Below are 16,302 nucleotides of genomic sequence, written 5' to 3' on the forward strand. Positions count from 1 at the left end.
GTTGTGCACATGACATTCACGAGGCGGTCGCATCGTATGCACGCCCGCGCGACGCGAACAGATCGAACTCCGGCCATTTAACGCATCGCCGGGTGGGTGTGGAGAATGGCCCGGCAGCGCGGCACCAGAAGTACAGCAACAGGAGAGGCTCCCTTGGAGCTCAGCAGGCTCAGCAGACGAGCGTTCAGCGCCCTCGCGGGCACCACCGTCCTCGGCCTCGCGCTCGGCGGCAGCGTGAGCAGCCAGGCGCTGCCCCGCTCCGGCGCTCGCGGCCCCGTGCCCACCGGGCCGCCGCCCGGGCCGCCCGGCGCCGACGGGGTGCGCCACCGGGTCGCCCTGGACCGGTACTCCCTGCTGATCGACGGCAGACGCCTGGCGCTGTGGTCCGGCGAGATGCACCCCTTCCGGCTGCCGAGCCCGTCCCTGTGGCGGGACGTGCTGCAGAAGATGCGCGCCTACGGCTACAACGCGGTCAGCGTCCGCCTCGCCTGGAACCAGCACTCCCCCGCCCCCGGCGAGTACGACTTCACCGGCGTCCGCGACCTGGACCTGTTCCTGCGCACGGCCGCCGAGACCCGTATGTACGTCGTCCTCCAGCCCGGCCCCCACATCGGCGCGGACGTGGACGCGGGCGGCCTGCCCGGCTGGCTGACGGCCACCGAGGGCCGGGCCCGGACCGCCGACCCCGCGTACCTGCGCCACGCCGACGAGTGGCTGAGCCGCGTCCACGCCGTCGCCGCCCGGCACCAGTACACCCGCGGCACCGGCACCGTCCTGCTCTACCGCGTCGACGCCCCGCGGCGCGCCCACCTGACCCACCTGCACGACAGGCTCCGCGCCGACGGCATCGACGTACCCCTCCTGCACGCCGACACCCCGGTCGCCTGGGGCGAGGTGGAGCGGGCCCGGGACGCCGCCGAGGCGCGGCGGGTCCATCTCGACCACCTCGCGCACGGCGTCACGCTGCACAACGTCCACACGGCGTTCGGCGGCACCTCGTGGGGCTGGCTGCCCGCGCCGTCCGCGCCCACGCCCACGTACGACCCCACCGCGGCGATCGACGAGGCCCGCCGGCCGACGGACAAACTCGCCCCGCTCCACCAGCTCGGGCAGCTGCTGCGCCACGTCCCCGACTTCACCCGGCTGGACGAGGCGCCCGAGGTCAGGGCCGCGGACGCCCGCATCCGGGTGCGGCACCTGGCCAACCCGGACACCGGCACCCACGCGTACGTCGCGCGCAACGACTCCGCCACCGACGTCACGTCGACGCTGCCGATGGGCGGGACCGACGTGGAGGTCACCGTCCCCGCCCGGGACGCCAAGCTGTTCGCCACCGGACTCCACCTGGGAGCGGGCCGGAAACTGGCCTACGCCACCGTGCAGCCGATGATGTCCCTGAGCGTCGGCAGGCTGGACATCGCCGCCTTCGTGGGCCGGGCGGGGGAGTCGGCGCACCTGGTGCTGGACTGCCCGGACGAACCGTGGCCGACCCGGCTGGACGAGGAGGCCGCCTGGGCGTACGACCACGGGAGACTGCACATCACGGTGCCCCTCGGGGAGGACCGGGTGACCCGGCTGCGGGTGCGCAGTGGCGAGTCCGACCGCACCTTGATCCTGCTCGTCGCCGACGACGCCGCCTCGCTGCGACTGTGGCCGTACGAGACCCCGTCGGGCCGGGTCCTCGTGCACGGCCCGGCGCTGCTGCGCGACGTCGCCCTGGACGGCGCCACGATCCGGCTGACCGGCGACACCGTCGAGGAGAGCGGCCTCGAGGTGTGGGCGCCGCGCGGCATCACCCACGTCACCTGGAACGGCGAGGCGGTGGAGGCGTCCGTCGGCCGCGCCCAGAGCCTGATGGCCGTCTGGCCGCTGCCCGGTGCGCCCGAGCTGGTGCTGCCCGCGCTCGACGGCTGGCGGCGCCGCACCGAGAACCCGGAGTCCGGGCCCGGTTACGACGACTCGGGGTGGACGGTCGCCGACCGGCGGACGTCGCACAGCACGACCCCCGTGCCCGAAGGGCAGCCCGTGCTCTTCGCCGACGACTACGGCTTCCACTACGGCGACGTCTGGTACCGGGGCCGGCTCACCGGCGCCGCGGACCTGGAGTCGGTGTCCCTCGCCTACAGCACGGGCGCGCGCGGGATGCTGATGGCCTGGCTGGACGGGGTGCCGCTGGGCACCCACCGCATGGGCCGGGAGGACGACGGCGGCGAGGGCACGTGGACCGCCACGGCCGGGTTCCGCCTGCCAAAGGAGCTGCGGGAGGCGCTACGGGAGAGACGGCGGCAGGAGCCCGACGCCGGCGGTTCCCCCGTCCTGTCCGTCCTGGTCCGGCGCACCCAGCACGGCCAGGACGCCTACAAGGCGGCCCGCGGACTGACCTCGGTCGCCTTCGAAGGGGCGACGCCGGAGGTGGAGTGGCGGATCCAGGGCGCGGCCGCGCCCGACCCCGTGCGCGGGCCGCTCAACACCGGCGGGCTGTACGGGGAGCGGTGGGGCTGGCATCTGCCCGGGTACGACGACGGCGGCTGGGAGTCCGTGCCCTCGGCGTCCTTCCCCCGCGAGGACCGGCGCCAGGGCGTGACCTGGTACCGGACCACCTTCCGGCTGGACGTCCCGCCGGACGTCGACGCCTCGATCGGGCTCGTCCTCGACGGCGACCCGGACCGCGACTGCCGCGTCCAGGTCTTCCTGAACGGCTGGAACATGGGCGAGTACGTCGGCAACGACCCCACGGGCGCCCCGCACACCTTCGTCCTGCCGAACGGCATCCTGCGCACCCGCGCCGCCGCCAACACCCTGGCCCTCGCCGTCCTGACCGACGGCGAGGCGGTGTCGGGGCCGGGGGCGGCGAGGCTGGAACTGCTGGGCAGCGCGGCCGGAGGGGTGCCGGTGAAACCCGTCGCCTCCCCCGGCCGGCGCCGCGGCTGACCCCGGCCCCGCCTCAGCGCAGCCGGATCACGTTCCAGGAGAGCGGCTCCAGGGAGGCGGTCAGCCTGCCGTCCGCCACGGTCGTGCCCTCGGCCGGGTGCGGGACGACCCGCTCGGGCTCGGCGAGCGTGTTGCGGGCGTCCGGGTCGGCGTCCGCGAGGGCGCTGTGCTCGACGACCTCGGTCAGGTCCAGGCCGCTCAGGGCGACGTCGAGCGGCAGGGACTCGGTGCGGGACCGGTTGACGGCGAAGACGGTGACCGAGCCGTCGTCCGCGCGCACGGCGGTGGCGTGCAGCAGGTCGGCCTCGCCGTACTTCTTCGTCCCGTACGTCGGTGAGTCCACCCGGACGTCGAGGACCTCGCCGCGGCCGTACTTCGAGGCCTGCGCGAACGGGAAGAACGTCGTCTGGCGCCAGGCCGGGCCGCCCGGCTCGGTCATGATCGGGGCGATGACGTTGACGAGCTGGGCGAGGCAGGCGACGGTGACACGGTCGGCGTGCCGCAGCAGGGCGATGAGGAGCGAGCCGAAGACGACGGCGTCGGTGACGCTGTAGTTGTCCTCCAGCAGGCGGGGCGCCTCGGGCCAGTCCAGGGCGCTGACCTCGGCCTGGGTCTTGGCCATGTACCAGACGTTCCACTCGTCGAAGGAGAGGTTGATCCTCTTCTTGGACTTGAGGCGGGCGCCGATGTGGTCGCAGGTGGCGACGACGTTCTCGATGAACGACTCCATGTCCACGGCGGAGGCGAGGAAGGAGTCGACGTCGCCGTCGAACGGCTCGTAGTAGGCGTGCAGGGAGATGTGGTCGACCAGGTCGTACGTCTCCTTGAGGACCGTCGCCTCCCACTCGGCGAAGGTCTCCATGGACTGGCCGGAGGAGCCGCAGGCGACGAGTTCGAGGTCCGGGTCGATCTGGCGCATGGCGCGGGCGGTCTCGGCGGCGACGCGGCCGTACTCCTCGGCGGTCTTGTGGCCGGTCTGCCAGGGGCCGTCCATCTCGTTGCCGAGGCACCAGAGCCGGATGCCGAAGGGATCCTTGTCGCCGTGCTCCGCGCGCAGGTCCGAGAGCGCCGTGCCGGAGGGGTGGTTGGCGTACTCCTGGAGTTCGAGGGCCTCGGCGACGCCGCGGGTGCCGAGGTTGACCGCCATCATCGGCTCGGCCTCGGGACCGATCTTCTTGAGGAAGGCGATGTACTCGGAGAGGCCGAAGCGGTTGGTCTCCGTGGAGCGCCAGGCCAGGTCGAGGCGGCGGGGGCGGTCCTCCACCGGGCCGACCGAGTCCTCCCACTTGTAGCCGGAGACGAAGTTGCCGCCGGGGTAGCGGATGGCGGTGACGCCGAGTTCCCGGACCAGGTCCAGCACGTCCTGGCGCAGTCCGGCGTCGTCGGCGGTGGGGTGGCCGGGCTCGAAGATGCCGGTGTACACGCAGCGGCCGAGGTGTTCCACGAAGGAGCCGAAGAGGCGCGGGTTGACCTCACCGACGGTGAAGGCGGGGTCGAGGGTGAAGCGGGCGGTTCGCATGTCTGCCTTTCCAGAGGTTCGCGTGTGTCCGCGGGTTCGTTGTGGCCGGCCGTGCCCTAGGAGACCTTCGGCCAGCCGTCCTTGGTCCAGGTCAAGGCGTTCAGCCCGAGCTTGGGCGTGCCTTCGTCCTCGGCGTCGTAGTAGTGGTACGCCAGCCAGTCCCGGCCCCGGTCGCGGTAGACGGACTGGCCGCCCGTGCCGATGTGGCGCCCGTGGCCTTCCAGGAGGAGGTCGCCGCCACCCTGGAGCATGGGGGTGCCGGTGCTGTCGACGTAGGGACCCTTGATGTCCGTGGCCCTGCCGACCTTGATCTTGTACGTGCTGTTCACGCCCGAGCAGCACGCGTCGTACGACGCGAACAGGTAGTAGTGGCGGCCGTGCTTGACGATCTCCGGGCCTTCGACGGCGTACGGCTCGTCCGGGCGGGTGGCGAGGTGGTGGACCTCCGCGTCCCGGGCGGCCTTGCCGGTGCGCCGGTCCAGCTCGACCATGCGGATGCCGCTCCAGTACGACCCGAAGGACATCCACAGGCGGCCGTCGGCCTGGATGACCGCCGGGTCGATGGCGTTCCAGGTGTCGGTCGTCTCGGAGGAGAAGACCTTGCCGTGGTCGGTCCAGGTGCCGGGCAGGCCCGTGCGGGAGGTGGCGACGCCGATCGCGGAGTGGTTGGTGCCCCAGGAGGAGACGGCGTAGTAGAGCCAGTAGCGGCCGGCGCGGTAGGAGAGGTCGGGGGCCCACGGGTCGCCGGTGTCGTTGTACTCGTACCACCAGCCCGGGGGCTGGGCGAAGGCGTTGCCCGCGTCGTCCCAGTGCCTGCCGTCCTCGGAGAGGCGGGCGCCGATGACACCGCCGGTGGAGTAGGCGACGTAGCCGCCGCCCTTCAGGCGCGTGACGGTGGGGTCGTGGATGATCTGCTGGCCGGTGATGGGGCGCGGGTCGGGGTAACTCTGCGATGCCTGCGCCGTGTGGGGCAGCATGACGATCAGGGCGGCCGTCGCCACGGCGGCGAGGGTTCTGCGCGCGGTCACTGTCCCGCCAATCCCGTGTGGGCGACGCCCGCCACGATCTGTCGCTGGAAGAAGACGAACACGATGATCAGCGGCAGGCCGGCCATGAGGCCGCCGGCCATGAGCTGGGCCCACTGGATGCCGTAGGAGTTCATGACGGTCGCGATGCCGTTCGGCATGGTCATCAGGTCGGGGTTGTTGGTCACCATGTAGGGCCACAGGAAGTTGTTCCACGAGCTGATGAAGGTGAAGATGCCGACCGCCGCGAGCGAGGGGCGGGAGAGCGGCACGATGATCGTGAAGAAGACGCGCCAGCGGCCCGCGCCGTCGATGAAGGCGGCCTCCTCCAGTTCGCGCGGGATGCCCTGGAAGAACTTGTAGAGGATGTAGACCATCGCGGCGGGCGCGCACTGCGGCAGGATCATGCCCCAGTACGTGTCGACCATCCCCATCTGCTGGACCGTGGTGAACAGGGGGACGCCGAGCACGGCCGGGGAGACCATGAGGCCCGCCATGACCACGCCCATCAGGAGGCCCTTGCCCCGGAACTCGGTGCGGGCGAAGCCGTAGCCGGCCAGTGCGCCGACCAGCAGCACGACCGTCGTCACGCAGACCGACACGACCAGGGAGTTGACGAACCAGTTGGTGATGTTGCCGGTCTCGAAGAGGGCCGTCCACGCCTGGCCCGTCCAGTCCTCGGGCAGCCAGTGCGTCGGCACCTCGACGGCCTCGGTCTCCGACTTGAGCGAGGTGAACAGGGCCCAGGCCAGGGGCGCCAGGAACAGCACGGAGACGGCCGTGCCGAGGAGGGTGAGCACGATCTGGCCGGTCGACCAGGCCCTGCGGGGTTTGGTGCGCGTCGGCGCCGTGGCGGTGGTCATCGGCCGCCCTCCTCACGGTTGCGCAGCAGCCACATCCGGGCGAGGGCGACGGCCGCGATGAGCACGAAGAAGATGATGGAGATCGCGGAGGCGTAGCCCACGCGGTAGCTGGTGAAGCCCTGTTCGAGGGTGTACTGCACGAAGGTGCGGGTCGATTCCTCGGGGCCCGGCCCGAAGTCCTGCATCACGACGGCCTGGTCGAAGACCTGGAGCGAGGCGAGGATCTGCAGGGCGACGACGAGGCCGGTGATGTTGCGCAGCATCGGCAGCGTGATGTGGAGCATCCGGTGCCAGGCGTTGGCGCCGTCCAGCTTGGCTGCCTCGTAGAGGTGCAGGGGGATGCCCTGGAGTGCGGCGAGGTAGAGCAGGAAGCTGAAGCCGACCGTCCACCACAGGGTCGTGATGACGACCGCGAGCAGCGCGTACGACTTGTCGGTCAGCCACGGCGTCTCGATGCCGAAGACGTGGTTGATCATGCCGGTGCCGGGGTTGAACAGCCACTGCCACAGGTTGGCGGCGACGGTGGACGGCAGCAGGAACGGCATGAAGAAGCAGAGCCGCCACAGCCACTTGCCGCGCTCGATGTGGTGGGCGAGCATCGCGAGGACGAAGGCGAGGACGGTGATACAGGGCACGACGAGCAGCGTGAAGTACGCGCTGTGGCCGAGCGCGTCCCACATCAGGGGGTCCTGGAGCGCCTCGCTGTAGTTGTCCAGGCCGATGAAGCTCGCGCTGTCGCCGGAGATGTTGGCGTCCGTGAAGCTGAGGTAGAGGCCGCGCAGCAGGGGCCAGACGACGAAGAGCGCGAACAGGGCGAGGAACGGGGCGACGAACCAGCCGCCGTGCTGGAAGCCCTGCCTGCGGCGGACGGTGGCGCTGCCGGCGGCGGTCTTCGCGCGCGCCGGGCGGATGATCGTTTCAGCGCTGGTCGTGGTCATGCGGCCGCACCTCCCTGCGCGGCGGTCCTGCCGTCCATGGGGTTCTTCGTGCCGAGCAGGTCGGTGAGCGCGCCCTTCATGCGGCGGGCGGCGGCTTCCGGCTTCGCCGAGCCCATCGTCGAGGAGACGACGATCGGGCCGACGCGCTGGGCGAGGATGCCGGTGGATCCGGCGAACCACACCTTGGGCTCGGTGGCCTGGTGGTCCATCACGCCGGCGTACTCGCTCTGCGGGTTCAGCTCCTTGTAGGCGGCCGTGGACAGGGTCGGCGTGTAGGCGGGGATGTGTCCGCCGGCCGCCCACTGCTGGGCGTGCTTGACGACGTAGGCGGCCAGTTGGTGCGCGGCCTCGTTGGTGGCGCCGCCGCGCCCGGCCTGGTGCGGGAGTACGAAGGAGTGCGACTCGGCGTGGGTGGCCTGCTTGCCGAAGACGGGCGGCAGCGGGGCCGCGCCGTAGTCGAGTTCCGCGCCGGAGAAGACCGGTACCGACCAGTTGCCCTCCCAGGCGAAGGGGGCGCCGTTGACGAACTGTTCGGCGCCCGCGCCACCCCCGTAGCTCGGGTCGGCGTAGCCGTCGGCGACGTGCCGGCGCAGGAACTCCAGGACCTGGGTGGCCTTGTCGGTGTCGAAGGTGACCTCGGTCTTGTCGTCGTTGAACCAGGTGCCGCCGAGCTGGGTGTAGAAGGTGACGAAGTCCCACCACTGGAAGTTCTGGTCGTTGTGCCAGAAGCCGATGGTCTGCAGGCCCTTCTTGGTGGCCTTCCTGGCCTCCTTGAGCACGTCGAACCACTCCTCGGTCGACGTCACGGACACCATCCGCCCGTCGGCGCCGAGCAGGCCCGCCTTCTTCAGCACGTCCTTGCGGTAGAAGCAGAGCTGCACGTGGATGTCGAGAGGGAGGGCGTAGAGCTTGCCGTCGATGACGGCGCGCTTCCACAGCTCGGGGTTGAAGTCCGCCTCCCGCACGCCGTACTTGGCGAGCAGGCCGACGTCCCAGGGGTCCAGGAGGCGGCCGGGCGAGAAGCCGGTGACGCGGCCCAGGTGCATGACACCGAGGTCGGGCGCGCGGTTGCCGGCGGCCGCCATGGCGAGCTTGGTGTAGAAGGGGCTGCCCCACTGAAGGGTGGAGTCCTTCACGTCGATGCCCGGATTGTCCTTACGGAAGGAGTCCAGCATCGCGATCATGTTGTAGCCGTCGCCGCCGCTGAAGAGGTTCCAGTAGCTCACGCGGGTGTCCGCTCCGGAGGCGAGCGCGTCGGCGCCCGTGCCCAGGGCCGCGAAGCCGAAGCTCCCCGCGACCGTCAGACCGCCCGCCGCGGCCAGAAAGTGCCTGCGATCCAGGCCAGGTCGTCCCATGCCCTGCCCTATCTGCTCATGAATGATTACTTGTGACCGTGTTGTTCGAGATATCGAATAGCGCTCGTAACTTCGAACGGGACCGTAGGTGGGCGATGCTTTCGCGTCAATGGTTCGGACAAGAACTCGGGGCGGGACTTTCCGTGCGCCGGCATCGCATGACGCGGACACATGCGGCCGCGTAGGCTCGAACGTCCTTGAGTGCGCCTTGAGTAGGCGGTGAGTGAGAGCGGGGGACGCGATGGAGTCCGCGGACGCGGCCATGGGTCCGGCCTCGTTCCTCAGCGAGTTCTACACGTCCTTCTGGTGGGTTCCGGCCGCCGTCCTGGCCGCCGCCCTGGCGATCAAAGTGCCGACGATCATCCGGCTCTGGAAGGACCCGCTGCTGCGCGCGGTCGGCGGCCTGCTGCTGCTCGCCTGCGCGGTGTTCGTCTTCGTCGCGCCCTCGACCATCGTCTGGGTCAACCGCGTCACCGGCGTGCCCAACATCTCGGCGCCCTGGGTGTACTCGCTGCTCACCGCTTTCTGCGGCTCCTGTCTGGTGCTGATCATCGCCTGGCGCGACGGGCTGTCCGAGCGCTCCGCCCCGACGCGCCGGGCCACGCGCTGGGTCGTCTTCGCCTACGGGAGCGTGATCGTCGCGCTCTGGGTGCTCTTCGCCCTCGCCGACGTGCCCGTGGAGCGCACCCGGGACCTGGACACGTACTATGCCAACACGCCGTTCATGCGCGAGGAGATCCTGCTGTACCTCGTCGCGCACACCACCGCCGTGCTCATCACCTCGAAGCTGATCTGGAACTGGATCCGCACTGGCGGATTCGATGCCTGGCTGCGCTGGGGACTGAGGTTCCTGGGCGTCGGCTACGCGCTGAACCTGGCCTTCGACGCCGCCAAACTCACCGCCGTCACCGCCCGCTGGACCGGCAACGACCTGGACTGGCTCAGCCTGGACGTGGCCCCGGCCCTGGCCTGTCTGTCCGCGGTGTCGATCGCGGTCGGCTTCATCCTGCCGCACGCCGGGCAGTACCTGCACGAGCGGTGGCGGATCCGCCTGGCCCACCGCCGACTGCGTCCGCTGTACCGGCTGATGCGGACCGTAAACGGCTCCGGGGTGCCGTTCGTCCTGCGCGCCAGCCCCGAGCTGCGCCTGACCCGCCGCGAGACCTTCATCCGCGACGTCCTGCTGCCGCTGGCCCGGCGCACCGACGAACGGCTGGGCGAGCGGTCGTACGCCGCGGCCCTCGGCCTCGGTTTCCCCCCGGCGCGGGCGAGGGCGCTCGCCTCGGCGGTGGTCATCCTCGACGCGGTCGACGCCGGGCCCCGCGCGGACGGCGGCGACGGCACCCGCGCCCCCGACACCACGGACCTGCTCCGCGAGATCGGGGCGCTCTCGCGCGCCCTGTGCCGCCCCGACGTGATCCGGGAGATCCGCGCCCGCGCCGCGGCACCCGAGGACACCGTGGCGGTCACCGAGTGACCGTGCCGCACGCGGAACTGGCCCGGACGGCACCCGTCTTGGCATATTGCACAGGTGACCGAGCAACAACCAGGGGAACAGGGAGACAGCGGTGCGTACCAGGAAGGAGATGCGTCGTCTCGCTGACGCCCTCATCGACCCCATCCGGGTGCCGGTCCCGGCGGATCCCGAGGTCCTGTTCGACGCGCTCGTCGCCTCCGTCAGCGCATGGCGGGGACGCGACGTGGTCGTCCACCGTGCGGCGTTCCCGCCGCACACCGCGAGCGGACTGTGGTTGGAGCGCGAGAGCCACGACGACGTGGTGGTGGACGAGCGTGCCGCCGTGTGGCACCAGATCGTGATCCTCTGCCACGAGGTGTGGCACATGAGCCGCCGGCAGGCGGAGGCGGACGTCGGCGCGGAGCCCCGGCCGGTCGCCGCGCGCACCGACTTCTCCCTGGCCGAGGAGCAGGAGGCGGACCGCTTCGGCATGCTGATGGGCCGTCGGCTGCGCACCTGGCTGGAGGCCTCCACCGACTCGGTGTTCGCCGCGGAGGGCGGCGACCCCGACGATCCCCAGGACCTCGCCGGACGCATCGGGGCCGCGCTCAACTACCGCGGGACGACGCGGTGAACGGCCTGATCAACTACGTCAGCTGCGGGGTGCTGTGGCTCGGCCTGCTGGTGAAGGCCCCCGATCTGGTGCGCCACCGCCGCGATCCGTATCTGCGCGCCATCTGCGCCGTGCTGGGGCTGGCCGGGCTCTGCTTCCTGCTCGGGGCGCCTCCGACGGTCGGCGCCGTCAACCGGCTGAGCGGTGTGCCGAACCTCGCGGCCCCGCTCACCTACGCGGCGATCACCGGGTACTGCGCCGCCTCCCAGGTCCTCGTCGTCCACTGGCGCGGCGGGCCCCGGGTGCACCGCACGGCGCGCCGCTGGACGCTCGCCTACGCCGCCGTGGTCCTCGGCATCGCGGTGACCTTCGCCCTCGGCGACGCGCCCGTGGAGCGCCGCACCGACCTGGACACGTACTACGCGACGACCCCGTTCATCGCCCAGATGATCGTGCTGTACCTGGTCGCGCACCTCATCGCGGTGACCGTCACCACGGTGATGTCGCTGCGCTGGGCGCGCCGGGTGCGGGGCGGGCTGCGGGCGGGCCTGACACTGCTCGGCGTCGGTTCGCTGTGCGGCGCCGGCTACAGCGTCGCCAAGCTGGTCGCGGTGGGCGCCAGTTGGTCCGGGCGGGACTGGTCGGCACTCGACACCGCCTTCTCCCCGGCCGCCGCCGGTCTCGGTGCCCTGCTGATGGTCGTCGGGGTGCTGGTCCCGCTGGTGACGCCCCGGGTGACCGAGTGGCGGCGGGCCCGGCGGACGTACGCCCGGCTCGAACCCCTGGAGCGGGCGCTGGACGATCTGCTCACCCGCCGGACGCTGCGGCTGCCCCGGCCCCGGTTCGCCTCCCCCGCCACCCGGCTGATGTGGCGCCAGACCAGCATCCACAACGCGCTCGGCCACCTGGACGCGTACTTCGACCGGGACCTGTACGACCGGACCCGCGCCGGTGTGCTGGCGGCGACGGGTGATCCGGGACGCGCCGAGACCGACGCCTGGGCGGCGGTGATCATCGCCGCGGTGCGGCACGAGGCGGAACCGGAGAGGGATGCCCCACCTCCTGGCGGCGCCGGTCCGCTCCCCGGCCGGGTGCCGGGCCCGGCCGCCCTCGGCCGGATCTCCGACGTGCTGGCCGGTACGGCACCACTGCCGCCGGCCCCCGCCGCCGTGCCGAGCGGCAGGACCACGGCGGGGACCGCGTGAACCGGGCCCCGCGCGAGAGGAGTCTGCCGGTATGAGTCTCGTCGTGTATCTGGCGGCCGTCGTGTTCGGGATGACCTCCGTCCTGCTGTTCCGCCGCCCGCGCACGGCCATGCGGAACCCGCTGACCCTGTCCACCAGCATGGCGGTCGTCCTCGGCGCCCTGGTCTTCGTCTGCGCCGCCCCGGCCACCCTCGCCACGGTCAACGAACTCACCGGCGTCCCCAACTTCGGGGCCCCGCTGACCTACGGGATGCTGTCCGCGTACAGCTGCGCCGTGCTCGTGCTGCTGATCAACTGGCGGGGCGGCTCCCGCGAGCGGGTGCGGCGCATGGTCCTGCGCACCATGGCCGCCTACGGTCTCCTGGTGGTCGCCATCGTCGTGCTGTTCACGCTCGCCGACGCGGACACCGAGCGGCTGACCGACCTCGACACGTACTACGCCGGCACCCCGTTCATGCGGGAGATGATCCTGCTGTACCTGCTCGGGCACAGCGCGGCGATGCTCGTGATGTGCGCCGTCTGCGTCAAGTGGGGCCGCGAGGTGGGCGGGCTGCTGCGGACCGGCCTGCGGCTGATCCTGCTGGGGGCGCTGCTGGACGTGGTGGGGTTCCAGCTGACCAAGTACACGGCGGTCGTCGCGCGCTGGTCGGGTCACGACCTCGACTTCCTGTCCACCACCGTGGCCCCGCCGATGGCGTCGCTGGCCGCGCTGCTGTGCTCGGCCGGGTTCGTGCTGCCCAGGCTGCTGCCGCCCGTGGTCGACCACTGGCGGGGGCTGGGCGACTACCGGCGGCTGGATCCGCTGTGGTCCCTGGTCAAGTCGGTGTCCACCGCTCCCAAGCCGCCGACCGCCTGGTGGCAGCTCCCCCAGGCCCGGCTCCAGTGGCGTGAGGTGTCCATCCACGACGCCCTGCTCGCGCTCGCGCCGTACTTCGACCACCGGGTCCGGGTGCGGGTGCGGGACACCGCCCTGGGCGCGGGACACTCCCCCCACGAGGCCCGGCTGGCGGCGGAGGCGGCCATGCTCGCCGACGCCGCGCGCCGGGCCGTCACCGGCGAGGAACCGCCCGAGACCGCCGGTACCTACCGTCTGCACGCCACCGAGGTGTCCGGCCCGAGCGGGCTGGTGGAGCTGGCGCAGGCACTCGACCGTCCGCCCGCCGCGTCCGGCGGAGCGGTGCCGTCCTCCATGACCGGACCCATGGCTGAACCCGAGGAGCCCCATGTCGCGTAGAGCTGTCGTCATCGGTGCCGGCCTGGCCGGGATGCTGGCCGCGTCCGTGCTGTCCACCGCGGGCGTGGACGAGGTGGTCGTGCTGGACCGTGACGAGTTGCCCGAAGGCCCGGAGCACCGCCGTGGGCTGCCGCAGGGGCGGCACGCCCATCTGCTCATGGCCGGCGGGCTGGCCGCGATGGAGGAGCTGGTGCCGGGCGTGAGCCTGCGCAAACGGCTGCTGGCCGCCGGGGCCCACGAGATATCCCTCAGCTCGGGCATGCTGGCCCGCACGCCCGAGGGCTGGCTGCGGCGGTGGCGGCGCGAGGGGCCCGTCATGCTCACGTGCAGCCGGGCGCTGCTGGACTGGGCGGTGCGGACGGCGGTGCTGGAGCACTGCCCGGTCGAGGTCCGCAAGGCGGCGGTGGTGGGGCTGACGGGGACCGCCGGCCGTGTGCGGGGCGTGCGCGTCGCGGCCGTCGGCGGGGACACGGATCTCGACGCGGACTTCGTCGTCGACGCGAGCGGGCGCGGCACCCGGGTCGTCACCTGGCTCGACGGGCTCGGACTTTCCGGTGTCCGGGAGCGCACCGTGGACTCCGGGCTGGTCAACGCGACGCGCGTCTACCGGGTACCGGAGGGCGCGGAGCGGTTCCCGCTGACGATCGTGCAGTCCGACCCGCACGTGTCCCGGCCGGGGCGGAGCGCGATGGTCCTGCCGATCGAGGACGACCGGTGGATGGTCAGCTGCGGCGGTACGCGAGGCGGTGAGCCGCCGGCGGATCCGGAGGGTTTCCTGCGGTACACGCTCGAACTGCCGGACCCGATCGTGGGGCGGCTGGTCTCCGGCGCGGAGCCGCTCACCGACGTGCACCTGAGCCGGTCGACCAGCAATGTGCGGCGGTACCTGGAGAAGTCCGCCCGGTGGCCCGACGGTTTCGTCGTCCTGGGTGACGCGCTGGCCACCTTCAACCCGGCGTACGGGCACGGCATGTCGGTGGCCGCGTTCGGCGCGCGGGTCCTCGGCCGGGAGCTGGAGCGGGCCGGCGGTCTCGGCGCGCCCGGTCTCGCCCGGCGGGTGCTGCGGGGTGCGGCGCGCTCGGCGGACCCGGCGTGGTCCATGGCCGTCGGCCAGGACGTCCTCTACCCGGGGGTGCGCGGCGGACGGCCGGGGGCCGCCGACCGCGTCGTGACGGCGTACACGCGGCGCATGACGAGGGCGGCCACGGGCTCCTTCGCGGCGGCCTCGGCGATCTGGGACGTCACCAGCATGCGCACGCCCCCGACCCGTATGTTCCGCCCCGGCGCGGTCCTGGCCGCCCTCGCCGGCTCCCCGCTCGCCCCGCTGACCGGGCCGCCGCTGACCCCGGGTGAGCGGGAAGTGCTCCGCGGGCTGGACCGCACGGGGGTGTGAGGGGACGGGCGGACCCGCACCGGCGTCCGCCCCGGCTCCGGCGGCCCCGCGCTCAGCCCGCGAACGCCGGCTGGGCCACCCCCCGGCCCGCGCCCGGCACCACCAGGACCGAGCCGGCCAGCGGATGCGGGGCCGTCAGCCCCACCCGGGCCGTGGTGATGTACAGGTCGGTCAGGCCGGGGCCGCCGAAGGCGCAGGCCGTGACCCGGGGGACGGGGAGGGGGATCACCCGGTCCAGGTCACCGGACGGGGTGTACCGGCGTACCGCGCCGCCGTCCCACAGGGCGACCCACACGCAGCCCTCGGCGTCGACACACAGGCCGTCCGGGAAACCGGCGCCGTCCTCGATCGTGGCCAGGGAACGGCGTCCCGTGATCCGGCCGTCCCCGGTGCCAAAGTCCGCGACGTCGAAGACGTCGATACGGCGGGTCGGCGAGTCCACGTAGTACATCAGCCGCCCGTCGGGGCTCCAGCCGGTGCCGTTGCTCACCGCCACGTCGCCGAGGAGGACCTCGACCGTGCCGTCCCCGGTGACCCGGGACAGCGAGCCGCCGCCGGGTGCCTCGTCGTAGCGCATGGTGCCGGCCCACAGCGTGCCGTCGGGAGCGACGGCGGCGTCGTTGGCGCGGCGGCCGGGGACGACCTCCCGGTGCAGCCAGCGGAAGGTGTCGTCGGGGTCGAGCAGTCCGATCCCGTCCCGCAGATTGAGGACGAGTCCGCCGCCCGCGCGGGGCTTGACGGCGCCCACGTGCTGGTCGGTGCGGCGGACCGTGCGCCGGTCGGTGGCCGGGTCGTAGGTGTGGACGCGGGAGTTCAGGATGTCGATCCACAGGAGGCGGCCCGTCGCCGGGTCCCAGGTGGGCCCCTCGCCGAGCGCCGCCTCGGCGTGGACGGCCACCTCGTACGCCGTGCCGGTCGCCGTCGTACCGCGCTCGGTCATTCCGGCCTCCGGTGGCCGAGGCGCTCGGAGAGGTCGGCGGCGCCCTTGACGGCGAGCCGCTCCAGCTCGGCGAGCCGCTCCTCGCTCCAGCGGATCATGGGGACGGAGATCGACAGCGCGGCGACGACCCGGCCGGTGCGGTCGCGGACCGGGGCGGCCACGCAGGAGACGTCCGGGTTGGACTCGCGGCTCTCCACCGCGATGCCCCGCTCGCGGATCCCGGCCAGGGCCTCGCGCAGGGCGGCCGGGCCGGTGATGCTGTTCGGGGTCATCGCGGTCAGCTCGGCGCCGTCGGGGAAGCGGGCGGCGACCTCCTGCTCGGGGAGGGAGGCCAGCAGCATCTTGCCGACGGAGGTGCAGTGGGCGGGCAGCCGGCGGCCGGCCGCCGACACCATGCGCACCGCGTGCGTGGAGTCGACCTTGGCGATGTAGATGACGTCGGTGTCCTCCAGGATCGCCACGTGCACGGTCTCGTCGCAGGTCTCGGCGACGGCCCGGGCGACCTGCTGGCCCTCGGCGGCGAGGTCGAGGTGCTCGGCGTAACGTGCGCCGAGCTGGTACGGACGCACGCCGAGGCGGTACCGTCCGGGCTGCCCGGCCACGGGGACGATGTACTTGCGGGCGGCGAGCGTGGTGACCAGTTCGTGCACGGTGGTGCGCGGCAGCTGGAGCCGGCGCACGATGTCGGGGGCGGAGAGCGTGCCGTCCCCGTCGAGGAAGAGCTCCAGTATGTCGAGAGCCCGGGTCACGGCTGGTACGAGGCGTCCCATGTCCCGTCCCCTCCCTAAGTGTGTTCGAGATTTCAACAGGCGATCGGAATAGCGAACACA

13 protein-coding genes are annotated in these 16,302 nt (G+C 72.4%); 6 read left to right on the forward strand and 7 right to left on the reverse strand.

What is annotated here, in order from left to right:
- Positions 1 to 153 precede the first annotated feature (153 nt).
- On the forward strand, positions 154 to 2,931 hold the full coding sequence (locus ACFW48_RS01080; RefSeq protein WP_386309205.1) for a beta-galactosidase: 2,778 nt from the start codon (positions 154 to 156) through the stop codon (positions 2,929 to 2,931).
- A 13-nt stretch (positions 2,932 to 2,944) separates the two neighbouring features.
- Here the strand turns inward: ACFW48_RS01080 and ACFW48_RS01085 are convergent, their stop codons facing one another.
- Genes ACFW48_RS01085 through ACFW48_RS01105 form a run of 5 tightly spaced genes read right to left on the reverse strand, consistent with a single transcriptional unit; the run spans position 2,945 to position 8,631 of the window.
- Positions 2,945 to 4,450 carry an alpha-N-arabinofuranosidase gene (locus ACFW48_RS01085; protein ID WP_386309208.1) on the reverse strand — a complete coding sequence of 502 codons (1,506 nt, stop codon included), beginning with the start codon at positions 4,448 to 4,450 and terminating at the stop codon, positions 2,945 to 2,947.
- Positions 4,451 to 4,506: 56 nt separating this feature from the next.
- Positions 4,507 to 5,478, reverse strand: coding sequence for an arabinan endo-1,5-alpha-L-arabinosidase (locus ACFW48_RS01090; RefSeq protein ID WP_386309210.1), 972 nt, complete (start codon positions 5,476 to 5,478; stop codon positions 4,507 to 4,509).
- The gene (locus ACFW48_RS01095) at positions 5,475 to 6,338 is read right to left on the reverse strand and encodes a carbohydrate ABC transporter permease (RefSeq protein WP_386309211.1); all 864 of its coding nucleotides are present in this window, start codon (positions 6,336 to 6,338) and stop codon (positions 5,475 to 5,477) included. The genes ACFW48_RS01090 and ACFW48_RS01095 overlap by 4 nt, the downstream gene beginning before the upstream one ends.
- A complete protein-coding gene (locus ACFW48_RS01100; protein WP_386309213.1) occupies positions 6,335 to 7,276 on the reverse strand; it encodes a carbohydrate ABC transporter permease in 942 nt (313 codons plus the stop codon). Before ACFW48_RS01100 ends, ACFW48_RS01095 begins: the two co-directional genes overlap by 4 nt.
- On the reverse strand, positions 7,273 to 8,631 hold the full coding sequence (locus ACFW48_RS01105; protein WP_386309216.1) for an extracellular solute-binding protein: 1,359 nt from the start codon (positions 8,629 to 8,631) through the stop codon (positions 7,273 to 7,275). The genes ACFW48_RS01100 and ACFW48_RS01105 overlap by 4 nt, the downstream gene beginning before the upstream one ends.
- Before the next feature lie 241 nt (positions 8,632 to 8,872).
- Between ACFW48_RS01105 and ACFW48_RS01110 the strand changes: the two genes are divergently transcribed.
- The 5 genes from ACFW48_RS01110 to ACFW48_RS01130 all read left to right on the forward strand — a co-directional run bounded on the left by ACFW48_RS01110 (position 8,873) and on the right by ACFW48_RS01130 (position 14,532).
- Entirely contained in the window at positions 8,873 to 10,108 is a 1,236-nt protein-coding gene (locus ACFW48_RS01110) for a DUF6545 domain-containing protein (RefSeq protein WP_386309218.1), read from the forward strand.
- A 91-nt stretch (positions 10,109 to 10,199) separates the two neighbouring features.
- Positions 10,200 to 10,721: a toxin gene (locus ACFW48_RS01115; RefSeq protein WP_386309220.1), complete on the forward strand. Its 522-nt coding sequence runs from the start codon at positions 10,200 to 10,202 to the stop codon at positions 10,719 to 10,721.
- Positions 10,718 to 11,905 (forward strand): MAB_1171c family putative transporter, encoded by a 1,188-nt coding sequence (locus ACFW48_RS01120; protein ID WP_386309223.1) that lies wholly within the window; start codon positions 10,718 to 10,720, stop codon positions 11,903 to 11,905. The genes ACFW48_RS01115 and ACFW48_RS01120 overlap by 4 nt, the downstream gene beginning before the upstream one ends.
- A gap of 31 nt (positions 11,906 to 11,936) precedes the next feature.
- Complete coding sequence (locus ACFW48_RS01125; RefSeq protein WP_386309224.1) at positions 11,937 to 13,139, forward strand: MAB_1171c family putative transporter; 1,203 nt, start codon at positions 11,937 to 11,939, stop codon at positions 13,137 to 13,139.
- Positions 13,129 to 14,532: an NAD(P)/FAD-dependent oxidoreductase gene (locus tag ACFW48_RS01130; RefSeq protein WP_386309227.1), complete on the forward strand. Its 1,404-nt coding sequence runs from the start codon at positions 13,129 to 13,131 to the stop codon at positions 14,530 to 14,532. Before ACFW48_RS01125 ends, ACFW48_RS01130 begins: the two co-directional genes overlap by 11 nt.
- Before the next feature lie 52 nt (positions 14,533 to 14,584).
- Here the strand turns inward: ACFW48_RS01130 and ACFW48_RS01135 are convergent, their stop codons facing one another.
- Both ACFW48_RS01135 and ACFW48_RS01140 read right to left on the reverse strand, forming a co-directional pair.
- Complete coding sequence (locus ACFW48_RS01135; RefSeq protein ID WP_386309229.1) at positions 14,585 to 15,472, reverse strand: SMP-30/gluconolactonase/LRE family protein; 888 nt, start codon at positions 15,470 to 15,472, stop codon at positions 14,585 to 14,587.
- Positions 15,469 to 16,242 carry an IclR family transcriptional regulator gene (locus ACFW48_RS01140; protein WP_386309231.1) on the reverse strand — a complete coding sequence of 258 codons (774 nt, stop codon included), beginning with the start codon at positions 16,240 to 16,242 and terminating at the stop codon, positions 15,469 to 15,471. The genes ACFW48_RS01135 and ACFW48_RS01140 overlap by 4 nt, the downstream gene beginning before the upstream one ends.
- Between the last annotated feature and the right edge of the window lie 60 nt (positions 16,243 to 16,302).

This window comes from Streptomyces sp. NPDC058812, assembly GCF_042744565.1.
Taxonomy (GTDB): domain Bacteria; phylum Actinomycetota; class Actinomycetes; order Streptomycetales; family Streptomycetaceae; genus Streptomyces; species Streptomyces thinghirensis.